At 64.5% G+C, this 15900-nt stretch carries 9 protein-coding genes; 5 read left to right on the forward strand and 4 right to left on the reverse strand.

The features are described from left to right. Window positions 1-44: 44 nt before the first annotated feature. The 3 genes from glgX to MKK04_RS17710 all read left to right on the forward strand — a co-directional run bounded on the left by glgX (window position 45) and on the right by MKK04_RS17710 (window position 4451). Window positions 45-2198, forward strand: a complete 2154-nt coding sequence (gene glgX / locus MKK04_RS17700; RefSeq protein ID WP_207831124.1) for a glycogen debranching protein GlgX — start codon at window positions 45-47, stop codon at window positions 2196-2198. 65 nt (window positions 2199-2263) lie between these two features. Beyond that, the gene (locus MKK04_RS17705) at window positions 2264-3058 is read left to right on the forward strand and encodes an endonuclease/exonuclease/phosphatase family protein (protein WP_207831122.1); all 795 of its coding nucleotides are present in this window, start codon (window positions 2264-2266) and stop codon (window positions 3056-3058) included. A 316-nt stretch (window positions 3059-3374) separates the two neighbouring features. Continuing rightward, complete coding sequence (locus MKK04_RS17710) at window positions 3375-4451, forward strand: autotransporter domain-containing protein (protein ID WP_233693651.1); 1077 nt, start codon at window positions 3375-3377, stop codon at window positions 4449-4451. A 117-nt stretch (window positions 4452-4568) separates the two neighbouring features. Here the strand turns inward: MKK04_RS17710 and glgB are convergent, their stop codons facing one another. From glgB to MKK04_RS17725, 3 genes are all read right to left on the reverse strand, one after another. Then, a complete protein-coding gene (glgB, locus tag MKK04_RS17715) occupies window positions 4569-6779 on the reverse strand; it encodes a 1,4-alpha-glucan branching protein GlgB (protein WP_207831118.1) in 2211 nt (736 codons plus the stop codon). Continuing rightward, window positions 6780-10097 carry a maltose alpha-D-glucosyltransferase gene (treS, locus tag MKK04_RS17720; RefSeq protein ID WP_233693652.1) on the reverse strand — a complete coding sequence of 1106 codons (3318 nt, stop codon included), beginning with the start codon at window positions 10095-10097 and terminating at the stop codon, window positions 6780-6782. A gap of 171 nt (window positions 10098-10268) precedes the next feature. Continuing rightward, window positions 10269-12287 (reverse strand): alpha-1,4-glucan--maltose-1-phosphate maltosyltransferase, encoded by a 2019-nt coding sequence (locus MKK04_RS17725; protein WP_241105842.1) that lies wholly within the window; start codon window positions 12285-12287, stop codon window positions 10269-10271. A gap of 140 nt (window positions 12288-12427) precedes the next feature. Here MKK04_RS17725 and MKK04_RS17730 point away from each other — a divergent pair, with 140 nt between their 5' ends. Further along, window positions 12428-12589 (forward strand): hypothetical protein, encoded by a 162-nt coding sequence (locus tag MKK04_RS17730; RefSeq protein WP_172827510.1) that lies wholly within the window; start codon window positions 12428-12430, stop codon window positions 12587-12589. Between the two features lie 140 nt (window positions 12590-12729). Here the strand turns inward: MKK04_RS17730 and MKK04_RS17735 are convergent, their stop codons facing one another. Continuing rightward, window positions 12730-14403 carry an AMP-binding protein gene (locus MKK04_RS17735; RefSeq protein WP_241105843.1) on the reverse strand — a complete coding sequence of 558 codons (1674 nt, stop codon included), beginning with the start codon at window positions 14401-14403 and terminating at the stop codon, window positions 12730-12732. A gap of 320 nt (window positions 14404-14723) precedes the next feature. Here MKK04_RS17735 and MKK04_RS17740 point away from each other — a divergent pair, with 320 nt between their 5' ends. Then, window positions 14724-15887, forward strand: coding sequence for an isovaleryl-CoA dehydrogenase (locus tag MKK04_RS17740; protein WP_025339821.1), 1164 nt, complete (start codon window positions 14724-14726; stop codon window positions 15885-15887). Window positions 15888-15900: the final 13 nt, after the last annotated feature.

The raw sequence follows: 15900 nt of genomic DNA on the forward strand, positions 1-15900 counted from the left end.
AGGACTGCACAGCTCCCCCTCCACCACGGCCATAGAGGACCGCCATGAGCCCCCGCACCCCGAAGAAAACCCGCTCGGTCGCCCCATCGCGCATCCGTGAAGGCCTGCCCTTCCCCCTCGGTGCCACCTGGGATGGCCTGGGGGTCAACTTTGCCCTGTTCTCGGCCAACGCCACCAAGGTCGAGCTGTGCCTGTTCGACTCCACTGGCGAACACGAAATCGAGCGCATCGAGCTGCCCGAATACACCGACGAGATCTACCACGGCTACCTGCCCGACGCGCACCCCGGGCTGATCTATGGCTACCGCGTGCACGGCCCCTACGAGCCAGAGAACGGCCACCGCTTCAACCCCAACAAACTGCTGATCGACCCGTATGCCAAGCAACTGGTCGGCAGCCTGCAATGGTCCGAAGCACTGTTCGGCTACACCATCGGCCACCCCGACGGCGACCTGTCGTTCGACGAACGCGACAGCGCGCCCTTCGTGCCTAAGTGCAAGGTGATCGACCCTGCCTTCACCTGGGGCCGCGACCAGCGCGTGCTGATCCCCTGGGAACGCACGATCATCTACGAGGCGCACACCCGTGGCATCAGCATGTGCCACCCGGCAGTACCGGAAAACCTGCGCGGCACCTTCGCCGGCCTGGCCAATGACGAGCTGCTCAGGCACATCAAGGAGCTGGGCGTTTCCAGCATCGAGCTGCTGCCGGTTCACGCCTTCGTCAACGACCAGCACCTGCTGGACAAGGGCCTGAACAACTACTGGGGCTACAACAGCATCGCCTTCTTCGCCCCACACCCGCGCTACCTGGCCAGCGGCAAGATCGCCGAGTTCAAGGAAATGGTCGCGCACCTGCACGACGCCGGGCTGGAGGTAATCCTCGACGTGGTCTACAACCACACCGCCGAAGGCAACGAGCGCGGGCCAACGCTGTCGATGCGCGGCATCGACAACGCCTCGTACTACCGCCTGATGCCGGACGACAAGCGCTATTACATCAACGATTCCGGCACCGGCAACACCCTGGACCTTAGCCACCCCTGCGTGCTGCAGCTGGTCACCGACTCGCTGCGCTATTGGGCCGGCGAAATGCACGTGGACGGCTTCCGCTTCGACCTGGCGACCATTCTTGGCCGCTACCACGACGGCTACAGCGAACGCCACGGTTTCCTCGTCGCCTGCCGCCAGGACCCTATGCTGAGCCAGGTAAAACTGATCGCCGAGCCCTGGGACTGCGGCCCGGGCGGCTACCAGGTGGGCAACTTCGCCCCGGGCTGGGCAGAGTGGAACGACCGCTTCCGCGACACCGTGCGCGCCTTCTGGAAAGGTGACGAAGGCCAACTGGCCGACTTTGCCTCGCGCATGACCGCCTCGGGGGACATGTTCAACAACCGTGGCCGGCGCCCCTATGCCTCGGTCAATTTCGTCACCGCCCACGACGGTTTCACCTTGCGCGACCTGGTGTCCTACAACCACAAGCACAACGAAGACAACGACGAGAACAACCAGGACGGCACCGACAACAACCTGTCGTGGAACTGCGGTGTCGAGGGGCCAACCGACGACCCGGGCGTGAATGCCCTGCGCATGCGCCAGATGCGCAACTTCTTCGCTACCCTGCTGCTGGCCCAGGGCACGCCGATGATCGTCGCCGGTGACGAGTTCAGCCGCACCCAGCACGGCAACAACAATGCCTATTGCCAGGACAGCGAGATCGGCTGGGTGAACTGGGACCTGGACCAGGAGGGTGAAGAGCTGCTGGCCTTCGTCAAACGCCTGACCCGCCTGCGCCTGGCCTACCCGATACTGCGCCGCTCGCGCTTTCTGGTGGGCGACTACAATGAGGCAATCGGGGTCAAGGACGTGACCTGGCTGGCACCGGATGGCAACGAGATGAGCGTGGAGCAATGGGAAGACCCGCACGGGCGATGCCTGGGCATGTTGATCGATGGCCGCGCGCAGGTCAGTGGCATTGCCCGGCCAGGCGCCGAGGCCACCGTGCTGCTGATCGTCAATGCCCACCATGACATCGTACCGTTCGAGTTGCCGACGGTACCCGATGGGGATTACTGGAGTTGCCTGGTCGACACCGACCGGCCGGAGCTGCGCAAGGGGCAGCATCTGCAGTTCGACAGCACCTTCGAGGTCAAGGGGCGGTCGTTGCTGCTGATGGTGTTGCAGCGTGATGAGGAGTGAACCTGAACCGCGGGTATGTGTCCCTTTTGCAGGAGCGGCGCAAACCCGTTGACCGAGGAGTAACCGTGAACCCCGAAGCCGGCAGTAAAGGTTTCGCCAGCGACAACCAGGCCCCGGCCGTGAAGCGGCTGCGGGTGCTGACGGTGAATACCCACAAGGGCTTCACCGCCTTCAACCGGCGCTTCATCCTGCCGGAACTGCGCGAGGCGGTGCGCAGCACCCAGGCCGACATCGTCTTCCTCCAGGAGGTGCTCGGCAGCCACGACCGCCACGCCGCGCGCTACCCCGGCTGGCCGCAGACCTCGCAGTACGAGTTCCTCGCCGACAGCATGTGGAGCGACTTCGCCTACGGCCGCAACGCGGTCTACCCCGACGGCCACCACGGCAACGCGCTGCTGTCCAGATACCCGATCATCGAACACCGCAACCTCGACGTGTCGATCACCGGCCCCGAACGTCGTGGCCTGCTGCACTGCATCCTCGACGTCCCCGGCCAGCGCCAGGTACATGCCATCTGCGTGCACCTGTCGTTACTGGAAAGCCACCGCCAGAAGCAGCTGCAACTGCTGCGCAAGCTGCTCGAGTCCTTGCCCGCCGATGCCCCGGTGATCATCGCCGGCGATTTCAACGACTGGAAATCCCACGGCAACCGCACCCTGGGCCTGCAGCATGACCTGCACGAGGCCTTCGAGCGCCACCATGGCCACCTGGCCCGCACCTACCCTGCGCGCCTGCCGCTGCTGCGCCTGGACCGCGTCTACCTGCGCAACGCCGAAAGCCATGGGCCGCGGATTCTGGGGCACAAACCTTGGTCGCACCTGTCGGACCACCTTCCGTTGGCGGTCGAGGTCAGGCTCTAGCAATTATTTTTCATAGTCACCACACGGCAAATAGCGAACCCCGCTATAGCCCTCTGTTTTACCCGGAAAATCAATTGGTTGAGCCACGCTACGGAACATGAACACTTCCTTCACGCTTTCTTGACGCAAGCGGCGCCCTCTCCTTAGCTGAACATATCAAGCAGTAATGATCTCGCGCCGGGCCTCTAGCTCGCGCCTTCGTGCGCGCTGGCGAAAGCCGGGCGTGCTGGTTTGGGTCGCCCACTGTTTTTGCCGTACAGCTCGTGACAACAGGCCAGGTCCTAGGGCTGTAACACAAAAACAAAGGAGATCCGCCATGAAAAGCACCTCGAATCCCTTGCGCTTCGACAGCATTTTCTACGCGGTTTCCACGTCGCTGCTTCTGGCAACCCCGGTGGAAACTATCGCGTATGAATTGCAGGACGACCCGGCCTCGCCCGGCTTCCTGCAACAACCGGCAGTACCACAGTTGTCGCTCGACCCGATCAGCGCCAGTGGCTTGAGTATCGGTACCTTGACTGCGTTTTCGCAGAAGATGAGCGAGCGCCATGGGCAGGCTGCACCGGACCTTGTCGCCAGCCAGTGGGCGCAGTTCTTCCCGATCGCGCCAGGCAAGGGTGCGCAACCACCAGACCAGCTGGAGGCACCCAGCCAGCAACTGATGATCGGCCCGGACCTGTTTGTGCGTGAAACTGCAGCGGGCAATGTGCACCGCGCGGGGATTTTCGTCGGGCACAACAACCTGCAGACCAACTTCAACGGCACGCGCCGGCTGCTGGGCGACAAGCAGCGCAACGCGGTGAACCTGAGCGGGGAAAGCCTGGGGGTGTACTGGAGCATGACCCATGAGCAGGGCTGGCACCTGGATGCCGTGGCCATGGGCTCGCGCATCGACGTCAATGGCCGTGGCGAGAACGGCCAGCGGCTGGACGACAGCGGCCACGCGGTGTCCTTCTCGCTGGAGGGGGGCATCCCCATCGGCCTGGGGGGCGGCTGGGTGATCGAGCCGCAGGCGCAGTTGATCAACCAGCAGTTCTTCCCCGGCAGCCGGGCGCAGGAAGAGACCTTGCAGGCCTTCGACAGCCAGCCGAGCTGGAGCGGCCGGGTGGGTGCCAGGCTGTCCGGACGCTATGAGGTACGCGGCATGCCGATCGAGCCCTATGTACGGACCAACGTGTGGTATGACTTCAGCAATGCCGAGGAGGTGAAGCTGGACCAGGTCGACAAGATCTCCAGCTCGCGCTACTCGACCACGGTGGAACTGGGGTTGGGGCTGGTGGCGCGGGTGACGCCCACGGTGGCGCTGTTTGTCAGTGCCGATTACAGCAGTGACGTGGACGACAATGACCTGAACGGGTTGATTGGCAGCCTTGGGGTGCGGATGCGGTGGTAGGCAGGTTCGGCCCTTTCGCGGGTGAACCCGCTCCCACAAGGACCGCACAGGGTCTGAAGCTTGTGCAATTCCTGTGGGAGCGGGTTTACCCGCGAAGAGGCCAGTACTGGCAACACATCAGGCTGGTTTCATTATCAGAACCCCAAGTGGCGGCAGGTTCAGGGCCAGCGACTGCGGCTGCCCATGGCTGGCTATCTCGTCACTCTCCACCACCCCCAGGTTGCCGACATTGGACCCGGCATATAGCTCTGCATCGCTGTTCAACAGCTCCTGCCAGCGCTCGCCGAACGGCACGCCAATGCGATAGCCCTCGCGCGGCACCGGCGTAAAGTTGGCCACCACCAGCACCGGCTCGCCATTGCTGCTCCAGCGCAGCCAGGCATACACGCTGTTCTGCGCATCGTCACCAATCAACCACTGGAAACCCTGCGGCTGGCAATCCTGCTCGTGCAGCGCCGGCACTTCGCGATACAGGCGGTTGAGGTCGCCCACCAGGCGCTGTACCCCCTGGTGCTCAGGGTACTGCAGCAGGTACCAGTCCAGCTCGCCATCGTGGTCCCACTCACGCCACTGGCCGAACTCGCAGCCCATGAACAGCAGCTTCTTGCCCGGATGCGCCCACATGAAGGTGAGGTAGGCACGCAGGTTGGCGAATTTCTGCCAGCGGTCGCCGGGCATCTTGTCGATCAGCGAGTGCTTGCCGTGCACCACTTCGTCGTGGGAGATGGGCAGGATGAAGTGCTCGGAATAGGCATAGATCAGCCCGAAGCTCATCTCGTTGTGGTGGTAGGTACGGTGCACCGGGTCGTTCTGGATGTAATGCAAGGTGTCATGCATCCAGCCCATGTTCCACTTGTAGGCAAAGCCCAGGCCGCCCTGCTGGGTCGGCTGGCTGACGCCGGGCCAGGCGGTGGACTCCTCGGCGATGATCAGCGCGCCCGGGGCCTCGTGGGCCGCCACGCCGTTGAGGTGGCGGATGAAGTCGATGGCCTCCAGGTTCTCGCGCCCGCCGTGGCGGTTGGGCACCCATTCGCCGGCTTTGCGTGAATAGTCGCGGTACAGCATCGAGGCCACCGCATCGACGCGCAGGCCATCGATGTGGAAGTGCTTCAGCCAGTGCAGTGCCGAGGCCATCATGAAGCCGCGCACTTCGTTGCGGCCAAGGTTGTAGATCAGCGTGTTCCAGTCCTGGTGGTAGCCCTCCAGGGGGTTGTCGTATTCGTACAGGGCGGTGCCGTCGAAACGCGCCAGGCCGTGTTCGTCAGTGGGGAAATGCGCCGGCACCCAGTCGAGCAGCACGCCAATGCCGCCCTGGTGGCAGGCGTCGACGAAGGCGGCGAAGTCCTCGGCGCTGCCGTAGCGCGAGGTGGGCGCGAACAGCGACAGCGGCTGGTAACCCCAGGAGCCGCCGAACGGGTGCTCCATGATCGGCAGCAGTTCGATGTGGGTGAAGCCCAGCTCCTGAACGTACGGCACCAGGCGCTCGGCCAGCTCGCGCCAGTTGTAATAGCGCCCGACTTCGCCCGCCTCATCCAGCTCGCAGCGCCAGGAACCGGGGTGCAGCTCGTAGATCGACAGCGGCGCGTTGTAGGCATGGCGCTGCGCGCGTTGCGCCATCCAGTCGTGGTCTTGCCAACCGTGGCTGAGCGCCCCGGCAACCTTGGAGGCGGTGCTCGGCGGCAGTTCGGTGGCGCGCGCCAGCGGGTCGGCTTTCAGGGGCAGTATGCCGTCCTTGCCCAGCACTTCGAACTTGTAGGTTTCGCCCACGCCCAGGCGCGGCACGAACAACTCCCACACCCCGGCGCTATGGCGCAGGCGCATGGGGTGGCGGCGGCCGTCCCAGTTGTTGAAATCGCCCACCACCGACACCCGACGCGCGTTCGGCGCCCACACCGAAAAGCACACGCCGTCGATACCATCGACCTGGATCGGCTGGGCACCAAAGCGCCCCGACAGGTCGCGGTGGTTGCCTTCGGCGAACAGGTACAGGTCCATGTCGCCCAGTTGCGGGCCGAAGCTGTAGGGGTCTTCGGTGACCTGCTCGCCGCCGGCCCAGCCGATCTGCAGCAGGTACGGGTGTGCTTCATCGAGGTGCGCGGTGAACAAACCGGGCAGGCTGCCCTGCTCCATTTCGGTGAGGATGCGCCCGTCATGCCGGGCCAGCATGCGCACATTCAGGGCATTGGGCAGGAAGACGCGGACCACCTGCCCGCCCGTACCGTCGCCGTGGGGGCCTAGTACCGCAAATGGATCGGCGTGCTCGGCGCGGGCCAGGGCGTCCAGGTCCCGTTGCCGAAGGCCGCCGTTTTCACGCGTGGTTGCATTCATCTATGACTCTCCCCAGGTACTGATCAGTCCATGCAGGCCATGCAAGGGCACGGCCAACCAACTCGGACGGTTCTCGGCTTCGTATGTGATTTCGTAGGCGGCTTTCTCCACGCAGAACAGCTCCAGTGCGGCACGCTCGCCCTCGGCCTGCTGCCAGGCGTGGGGCATGGCTGCAGTGGCCAGGCCATAGGCTTCGACAAAGGCATGCCGCGACTGGTGCAGGTACTGCCGGGCAACACGTTGCCGGGCCTGGCGGGCCGGACCGGAAAGGTCGACCGCAGACGCATTGCGCAAGATCATGGCAGCAGCATAGTCGAAGGATCGCAGCACGCCGCTGACATCCTTGTACGGGCTGTGTTTTGCCCGGCGCTCTTGCAGCGGCCGGGCCGGCTCACCTTCGAAATCGATGAGGTAGGCATCGCCCTGCACCACCAGCACCTGGCCCAGGTGCAGGTCGCCGTGCACGCGCATCAGCAGGCCGCCCTGGGCCTGGTGGGTCAGGTTGGCAATGTGCTGGGCCAGGCCGTCGCGCTGTTGCTGCAAATCGTCGACCAGCGCCTGGCTGTCGCTGTCGAGGCTGTCGCGGTGCTGCGCCAGCAGGTCGAGGGCATGGGCAAGTTCGGCACTGATCTGCGCACTCCAGCGTTCGCTGTCGTCGGCATCGCTTGGGCGCGGCTGGAAAGCCTCGTCATTGGTCGGTGCGGCCAGCAGCAGGTGCATCTCGCCCAGGCGCTGGCCGAGCAAGGCGGCAAAGCCGGTGAGTTCGGCCAGTGCGTCAGTGTGCGCCTCGGCGTCCAGGCTGGAAGGCTCCATCTGGTCGCGGATGGCCCGCTCCAGGGTGTTCTGGGTCCAGGCCCAGGCATCACCCTGGTTGCTCAGGTAGCCCTGGGCGATCATCAGCAAGTGTGGCACCCCCTGCTCGTCCAGCCGGCTGACCCAGCCCAGCAATGGCGAAATATTGGCAAAGCCTGCGGCGGTCAGATAGGCACTCATTTCCAGCTCCGGGTGCACACCCGGGTTGACCCGGCGGATCAGCTTGAGCACCACATGGTCGCCGATCACCACCGAGCTGTTGGACTGCTCGGCGCTGAGGTAGCGCACTGTACTTTCGTCGTTCAACGCCAGGCTCGCCAACTGCTGCGTGCTTTCGAAGCGCAGCTCGCCCTCGCCGTTGCCACAAGGCAGTTGCATGCCCTCCTCACAGGCACGCAGCACTGCGCGGATGAACGGTTCGAGCACAAAGGCGTCTGTGATCAGGCCAACCTGATGGGCACGGCGCACCCGCGACAGGGCGAGCTGCTGCGGCAGCGCGGTGTTGATCTGTTCTTCGGGCAGCAGGCCGAACGGCAGTTGGTAGCGGTTGGCCACGCCGTCGCTGAGCACTTCGATTTCACCGAGCAGCACTGGCGTGGTGGCCGTGCCGAAGCGCACGCCGTAGCACAGACGCACCGCGTCGATCGGCCCTTCCTTGCCGGCGAACCAGCGCCGCTTGGGCAGGTACTGCGGCAGGATGGCGTTTTGCAGGGTATCGCTGGCTGGGGCTTCCAGCAGTTCTTCCATGCGTTTGCGCAGCACCAGCGTGGTCAATTCGGGTAACCCCTCGGTGGCCTGGATGTGCCAGCTGGGCATGCGGTCGTGGGAGGCCAGCAGGAACCAGTAGAAGGCATAGGGTGGCAAGGTCAGCAGGAACGGCAGTTGGCCGATCGGCGGGAAGGCGCTGCCGCCGAGCATCTCCACCGGTACTTTGTCGGCGTATTGTGACAATTCCAGTTCAGCCGCCTGGGCGGCGCGGGAGACGTTGGCCACGCACAGGATGACCTCGGTGTTGCCCTCGGCGTCGGTGTACTCGCGCAGGTAGGCGAGGATGCGCCGGTTGTTCGGCGTGAGGGTGCGCAGGCTGCCGCGGCCGAAGGCCTTCTGCTGCTTGCGCACCGCCAGCATGCGCCGGGTCCAGTTGAGCAGCGAGTGCGGGTCGTTGGCCTGGGCCTCGACGTTGACGGTCTGGTAACCGTACAGCGGGTCCATGATCGGCGGCAGCACCAGCCGCTGCGGGTCGGCGCGGGAGAAACCGCCGTTGCGGTCCGGTGACCACTGCATGGGCGTGCGCACGCCGTCGCGGTCGCCCAGGTAGATGTTGTCGCCCATGCCCAGTTCGTCGCCGTAGTACAGCGTGGGGGTGCCGGGCATCGACAGCAGCAGGCTGGTGAGCAGTTCGATGCGCCGACGGTCACGCTGCAGCAACGGCGCCAGGCGCCGACGGATGCCCAGGTTGATGCGCGCGCGGCGGTCTTCGGCGTAGTAGTTCCACAGGTAGTCGCGCTCGCGGTCGGTGACCATTTCCAGGGTCAGCTCATCGTGGTTGCGCAGGAAGATCGCCCATTGGCAGTTGGCGGGGATTTCCGGGGTCTGGCGCAGGATATCGGTGATCGGGAAGCGGTCCTCCATGGCCAGGGCCATGTACATGCGCGGCATCAACGGGAAGTGGAAAGCCATGTGGCATTCGTCACCCTCGCCTTCGCCGAAGTACGGGCGGGTGTCCTCGGGCCATTGGTTGGCCTCGGCCAGCAGCATGCGGTCGGGGTAATTGGCGTCGATTTCGGCGCGGATCGCCTTGAGCACGTCGTGGGTTTCGGCGAGGTTCTCGTTGTTGGTGCCATCGCGCTCGATCAGGTAGGGGATGGCGTCCAGGCGCAGGCCATCGACCCCCAGGTCGAGCCAGAAGCGCATCACCCCGATCACGGCCTTGAGCACTTGCGGGTTGTCGAAGTTGAGGTCGGGCTGGTGCGAGTAGAAGCGGTGCCAGAAGTACTGGCCGGCGACCGGGTCCCAGGTCCAGTTGGACTTCTCGGTGTCGAGGAAGATGATACGCGTGCCGTCGTACTTCTGGTCGTCATCCGACCACACGTAGAAGTCCCGCGCCTTGCTGCCGCGCTTGGCATGGCGGGCGCGCTGGAACCAGGGGTGCTGGTCGCTGGTGTGGTTGATGACCAGCTCGGTGATGACCCGCAGGCCGCGTTTGTGCGCCTCGGCGATGAAGCGGCGGGCATCGGCGAGGTTGCCGTAGTCGGGGTGCACGGCCTTGTATTCGGCGATGTCGTAGCCGTCGTCGCGACGTGGCGAGGGATAGAACGGCAGCAGCCACAGGGTGTTGACGCCCAGCTCGGCGATGTAGTCAAGCTTGCTGATCAGGCCAGCGAAATCGCCGATGCCATCGTTGTTCGAATCGAAGAACGACTTGATGTGCAGCTGGTAGATGACGGCGTCCTTGTACCACAGCGGGTCGTCGATGAAGGCTGCCGGGCGGGAACGCTTGGCCATATGCGACTCCTTTCAATTCCAGGTTGCTCTGGCCCCAATGCACAAGCAACTGACTTGACACGAACCCTGTGGGAGCGGGTTTACCCGCGAACACGGGCGAAGCCCGTGCCATGCTCCGCGGCGCCTGCTTCGCGGGTAAACCCGCTCCCACAGCGGATGGCGTGCACTTTGTTAACGGGCCTTTTCGATGCGCCAGATGCCGAACGGCAAATGCCAAGGCTCGATGCGCATCCATTGGGTCTTGCCGTACCACGACCAACGGTGGCCGTTCATCAGGTCCTCGCCATGGGTTTCGGCGTTGTCGTCCAGCCCCAGCTCCCAAAGCGGCAATTCGAAATGCGCCTCCTGGGCGTTGTGCGGATCGAGGCTCACCGCGATCAGGATGTAGTTGTCGCGCGCCGGCGTGCGCTTGGCGAAGTACAGGATGTTGTCGTTCCAGCAGTTGAAGAACGCCACGCCCAGGTGAGTCTGCAAGGCGCGGTTCTGTCGGCGGATGCGGTTGAGCTGGGCGATTTCGGCAATGATGTTGCCGGGCTGACTGAAATCGCGCGGGCGAATTTCATACTTCTCCGAATCCAGGTACTCCTCCTTGCCCGGCAGTGGCGTGCCTTCGCACAGCTCGAAGCCCGAGTACATGCCCCACAGCCCCGACCCCATGGTGGCCAGCGCCGCGCGGATGAGGAAGCCGGCACGGCCGGAGGTGTGCAGAAAGTACGGGTTTATATCCGGCGTATTGACGAAGAAGTTGGGCCGGTAGCACTGGCTCCACGGCGGCTGGTTAAGCTGCTCGAAGTACTCGCGCAGCTCCTGTTTGTGATTGCGCCAGGTGAAGTAGGTGTAGCTTTGCGCATAACCAACCTTGCCCAGGCGCGCCATCATCGCCGGCCGGGTAAACGCCTCGGCAAGGAAAATCACCTCGGGGTGCTGGCTGCGCACATTGGCGATCAGCCACTGCCAGAACGGCAGTGGCTTGGTGTGCGGGTTGTCGACGCGGAAGGTTTTCACCCCTTCCTCGACCCAGCCGACCACCACGTCACGCAGGGCCAGCCACAGCGAGGGCACGGCGTCGGGTGCGTAGAAATCGACGTTGACGATGTCCTGGTACTTCTTCGGCGGGTTCTCGGCATAGCGGATGGTGCCGTCCGGGCGCCAGCTGAACCAGCCAGGGTGCTCCTTCAGCCAGGGGTGATCCTGGGAGCACTGGATGGCGAAGTCGAGGGCGATTTCCAGGCCATGTTCGGCCGCCGCGGCCACCAGGCGACGGAAGTCGTCGCGGCTGCCCAGTTGCGGGTGGATTGCCTCGTGGCCGCCTTCCGGGCTGCCGATGGCATACGGGCTGCCCGGATCGCCGGGCTCGGCTTTCAGGGCATTGTTACGGCCCTTGCGGTGCTGCATGCCGATGGGATGAATGGGCGGGAAGTACAGCACGTCGAAGCCCATGTCGCGGATCATCGGCAGGCGCTCGTGCACATCATTGAAGGTGCCGTGGCGCTCGGGGCTGTCGGTGATCGAGCGCGGGAACAGCTCGTACCAGCTGGCGAACTGCGCTGCCGGGCGGTCGACATCGACGGGGAATTCACGGCTGCGGGCCAGGTAGCTGCGGTGCTCGGCATCGCTCATCAGGCGCGCGGTGGCCGGGTCGAGAAACAGCGCCACCTGGTCGTCGGCATCCAGGGTGGAAAGGCGCTGCTGGATGGCCTGAAGTTCCTCGCGCAGGGCACCGTCGCACAACTCGATGCCCTTGCCCAGCATCAACCGGCCTTCCTCCAGCTCCAGCCTGACCTCGACACCGGCGTGGTACTTCTTCTCCAGGTCGTGACAATAGGTGGCGAACGGGTCGATCCAGGCCTCGATGCTGAACAGGTGCGGGCCCAGTTCGGTGGGGGTGAACTCGGCCTGCCACAGGTCGTTGCCCGGCGAATGCATGGGCACGCAATGCCAGCGCCGGCTGTGGGCCTGGCGCCAGTTAAGCATCACCGCCAGGCGGTCGTGGCCGTCGCTGTAGACCTTGCTGCTGACCGCCACTGGTTGGCCACTGATGGCCTTGGTGGCGAAGGTACCGGCTTCGAGCACGGGTTGGGTGTCTTCGATCACGATGCGTGGCGCCAGCAGCGCCTGGGACAGGCTGATGGCCTGGTCCGGGTGATCGTTGGCCATGGGCACGCTTTCGAAGGGCTCGTTTCGTGACATCGGACCTTGCTCCCTCAGGCTGGTAGCGGTAAGGGTTCAGAGCCGGGCACAGGCGTGGGGTTCAATAAAATTGAGCGAACGGCAGCTGCCAGGAGTCGAAGCCTGCAGCACCTCTTCAATTACCCATGCGAGGTCAGGCCATGAACATTCCCATTCCACCGGAGACACCCGACCCCAACATCGACGACCCCAGCCTGCCGCCGCCCGTGCCGGAAGAAGCCCCGGACGAGCTGCCGATCAAGCCGACCGTGCCGCCGACGGTGGGCGACCCGCCCAACCAGGAGCCACCGGTAGAGGCTTAAGGGTAGACCAGGATTCTGTGCTGGCAGGGCCGGCCTCTTCGCGGGTAAACCCGCTCCCACAGGTACAGCACCGACCTCGAAGGCTGTGCAATACCTGTGGGAGCGGGTTTACCCGCGAAGAGGCCGGCACAGGCAACACATCACCCGGCAGACAGCTCCTCGACACTGATCTCGCGCATGCGGAACTTCTGCACCTTGCCGGTCACCGTCATCGGGTACTCGTCGACGAAGCGGATGTGCCGCGGCACCTTGAAATGCGCAATGCGCGCCTTGCACCAGCCCTGCAGTTCCTCGACCGTGGCACTGTGCCCCGGGTGCAGCTTGATCCAGGCGACGATCTCCTCGCCATAACGGCTGCACGGAATGCCGATCACCTGCGCATCGGCCACCGCCGGGTGGGTGTAGAAGAACTCTTCCAGCTCACGCGGGTAGATGTTCTCGCCGCCGCGAATGATCATGTCCTTGTTGCGCCCGACAATACGTACGTAGCCGTGCTCGTCCATCACCGCCAGGTCGCCCGAGTGCATCCAGCCGGCCGGGTCGATGGCATCCGCCGTGGCCTGGGGGTTGTCCCAGTAGCCGAGCATCACGCTGTAGCCGCGGGTGCACAGCTCGCCGATCTCGCCGCGCGGGACGATGCAGCCGTCGGCGTCCACCAGCTTGTTCTCCAGCTGCGGCTGGGTGCGACCCACGGTGGTCACGCGCAGTTCCAGGCCGTCGTCCGGGCCGGTCTGCAGCGACACCGGGCTGGTTTCGGTCATGCCGTAGGCGATCTGCACTTCGGCCATGTGCATCTGGTCGATGACCCGGCGCATCACCTCGATCGGGCAGGTGGCGCCGGCCATGATGCCGCTGCGCAGGGTCGACAGGTCCATTTGCGCACGCGCGGGGTGGTCGAGCATGGCGATGAACATGGTCGGCACACCATAAAGGATGCTGGCGCGCTCTTCGGCCACGGCGCGCAGGGTGAGCTCGGCGTCGAAGGCGTCGTTGGGGTAGATCATGGTGCTGCCATGGGTGATGCAGCCGAGGTTGGCCATGACCATGCCGAAGCAGTGGTACAGCGGCACCGGGATCACCATGCGGTCACGTGCGGTCAGGCCCAGGCTTTCGCCGACCATGAAGCCGTTGTTGAGGATGTTGTAGTGGCTGAGCGTGGCGCCCTTCGGCGCGCCAGTGGTGCCGGAGGTGTACTGGATGTTCACCGGCTGGTCGAACTGCAGGCTTTGCTGGCGCGCCGCGCAGGCCTCGACGGAGGTCTGCCCTGCCCGCTCGGCCAGCGCTTGCCAAGGCAGGAAGCCTGCCGGCGGGTTGGCGGCCAGGCTGACCACACCGCGCAGGTCGGGCAGGCGTTCACTGACCATTTCACCCGGGATGGCGCTGGCCAGTTCGGGTGCCAGTTCCTGGACCATGGCGTGGTAGTCGGACGTCTTGAAGGCATCGGCACACACCAGCCAGCGGCAGCCGGACTGGCGCAGCACGTATTCCAGCTCGCCCACGCGGTAGGCCGGGTTGATGTTGACCAGGATGGCACCGACCTTGGCGCTGGCCAGCTGCAGGATGCACCACTGGGCGCAGTTGGGCGACCAGATGCCGACCCGATCGCCGGTGTTCACGCCCAAGGCCATCAAGGCACGGGCATGTACCTCGACCTGCTCGGCCAGCTGCCGCCAGCTGTAGCGCAGGCCCTGGTGACGCGACACCAGTGCCTCGCCATCGGCAAAACGGGCCACGGTGGCATCGAAGGCCTGGCCGATGGTCTGGGTCAGCAAGGCTTGGTCCTGGCGACCGCGGGTATAGCTTGGTTGACTCATGGGTGTCCCTTCTTGTGGTTGTTCTGGGCACGACTGAAGCAAGCGGGAATACTCTGGCGCAGATTTACGTTTACGTAAAGGTGATGAGTCGATTGACAGTGACCGTCCACAGGTTTACGTTAACGTAAAGGTGAAAACGACATCGGGTTTGTCGGCGTATCACCGACCCTGTGGGAGCGGGTTTACCCGCGAATGCGATCATCCAGGCAATGACGGTGGCCCTGCTGACGCATTCGCGGGTAAACCCGCTCCCACAGGGCCGGTGGATAGCCCTTGAGCTACGGTGTTACCCAATTTCAAGAACAAGAAGGTGCCCCAGCATGCATTACCCCACCCTGAACTTCGCCCTGGGCGAAACCATCGACATGCTCCGCGACCAGGTGCGCACCTTCGTCGCCGCCGAACTGGCCCCGCGCGCCGCGCAAATCGACCACGACAACCTGTTCCCGGCCGACATGTGGCGCAAGTTCGGCGACATGGGCCTGCTGGGCATCACCGTGCCGGAAGAATATGGCGGTGCCGGCCTGGGCTACCTGGCCCACGTGGTGTCGATGGAAGAAATCAGCCGTGGCTCGGCCTCGGTGGCCCTGTCCTACGGCGCCCACTCCAACCTCTGCGTCAACCAGATCAACCGCAACGGCAGCCACGAGCAGAAGCTCAAGTACCTGCCCAAGCTGATCAGCGGCGAGCACATCGGCGCCCTGGCCATGAGCGAGCCCAACGCCGGCTCCGACGTGGTGTCGATGAAGCTGCGCGCGGAAAAGCGCGGCGACCACTACGTGCTCAACGGTAGCAAGACCTGGATCACCAACGGCCCCGACGCCAACACCTACGTGATCTACGCCAAGACCGACCTGGACAAGGGCGCGCATGGCATCACCGCGTTCATCGTCGAGCGTGACTGGAAAGGCTTCAGCCGCAGCAACAAGTTCGACAAGCTGGGCATGCGCGGCTCCAACACCTGCGAGCTGTTCTTCGACGGCGTCGAAGTGCCGGAAGAAAACATCCTCGGCCAGCTCAACGGCGGCGTGCGCGTGCTGATGAGCGGCCTGGACTACGAGCGCGTGGTGCTGTCCGGCGGCCCGACCGGCATCATGCAAAGCTGCATGGACCTGGTGGTGCCCTACATCCACGACCGCAAGCAGTTCGGCCAGAGCATCGGCGAGTTCCAGCTGATCCAGGGCAAGATCGCCGACATGTACACCCAGCTCAACGCCAGCCGCGCCTACCTGTATGCCGTGGCCCAGGCCTGCGACCGTGGCGAGACCACCCGCAAGGATGCCGCCGGGGTGATCCTCTACACCGCCGAACGCGCCACGCAAATGGCCCTGGAGGCGATCCAGATTCTGGGTGGCAACGGCTATATCAACGAATTCCCGGCAGGCCGCCTGCTGCGCGACGCCAAGCTGTACGAGATCGGTGCCGGCACCAGCGAAATCCGCCGGATGCTGATCGGCCGCGAACTGTTCAACGAAACCCGCTGAGCACAGGGGACGC

The sequence above is a fragment of the Pseudomonas sp. LS.1a genome (assembly GCF_022533585.1).
Taxonomy (GTDB): domain Bacteria; phylum Pseudomonadota; class Gammaproteobacteria; order Pseudomonadales; family Pseudomonadaceae; genus Aquipseudomonas.

Bases quoted from the DNA above. Each gene is read 5' to 3' on its own strand.
- glgX (WP_207831124.1), top strand. From the start codon at position 45: ATGAGCCCCCGCACCCCGAAGAAAACCCGCTCGGTCGCCCCATCGCGC.
- MKK04_RS17710 (WP_233693651.1), top strand. From the start codon at position 3,375: ATGAAAAGCACCTCGAATCCCTTGCGCTTCGACAGCATTTTCTACGCG.
- glgB (WP_207831118.1), bottom strand. From the start codon at position 6,779: ATGAATGCAACCACGCGTGAAAACGGCGGCCTTCGGCAACGGGACCTG.
- treS (WP_233693652.1), bottom strand. From the start codon at position 10,097: ATGGCCAAGCGTTCCCGCCCGGCAGCCTTCATCGACGACCCGCTGTGG.
- MKK04_RS17725 (WP_241105842.1), bottom strand. From the start codon at position 12,287: ATGTCACGAAACGAGCCCTTCGAAAGCGTGCCCATGGCCAACGATCAC.
- MKK04_RS17730 (WP_172827510.1), top strand. From the start codon at position 12,428: ATGAACATTCCCATTCCACCGGAGACACCCGACCCCAACATCGACGAC.
- MKK04_RS17735 (WP_241105843.1), bottom strand. From the start codon at position 14,403: ATGAGTCAACCAAGCTATACCCGCGGTCGCCAGGACCAAGCCTTGCTG.
- MKK04_RS17740 (WP_025339821.1), top strand. From the start codon at position 14,724: ATGCATTACCCCACCCTGAACTTCGCCCTGGGCGAAACCATCGACATG.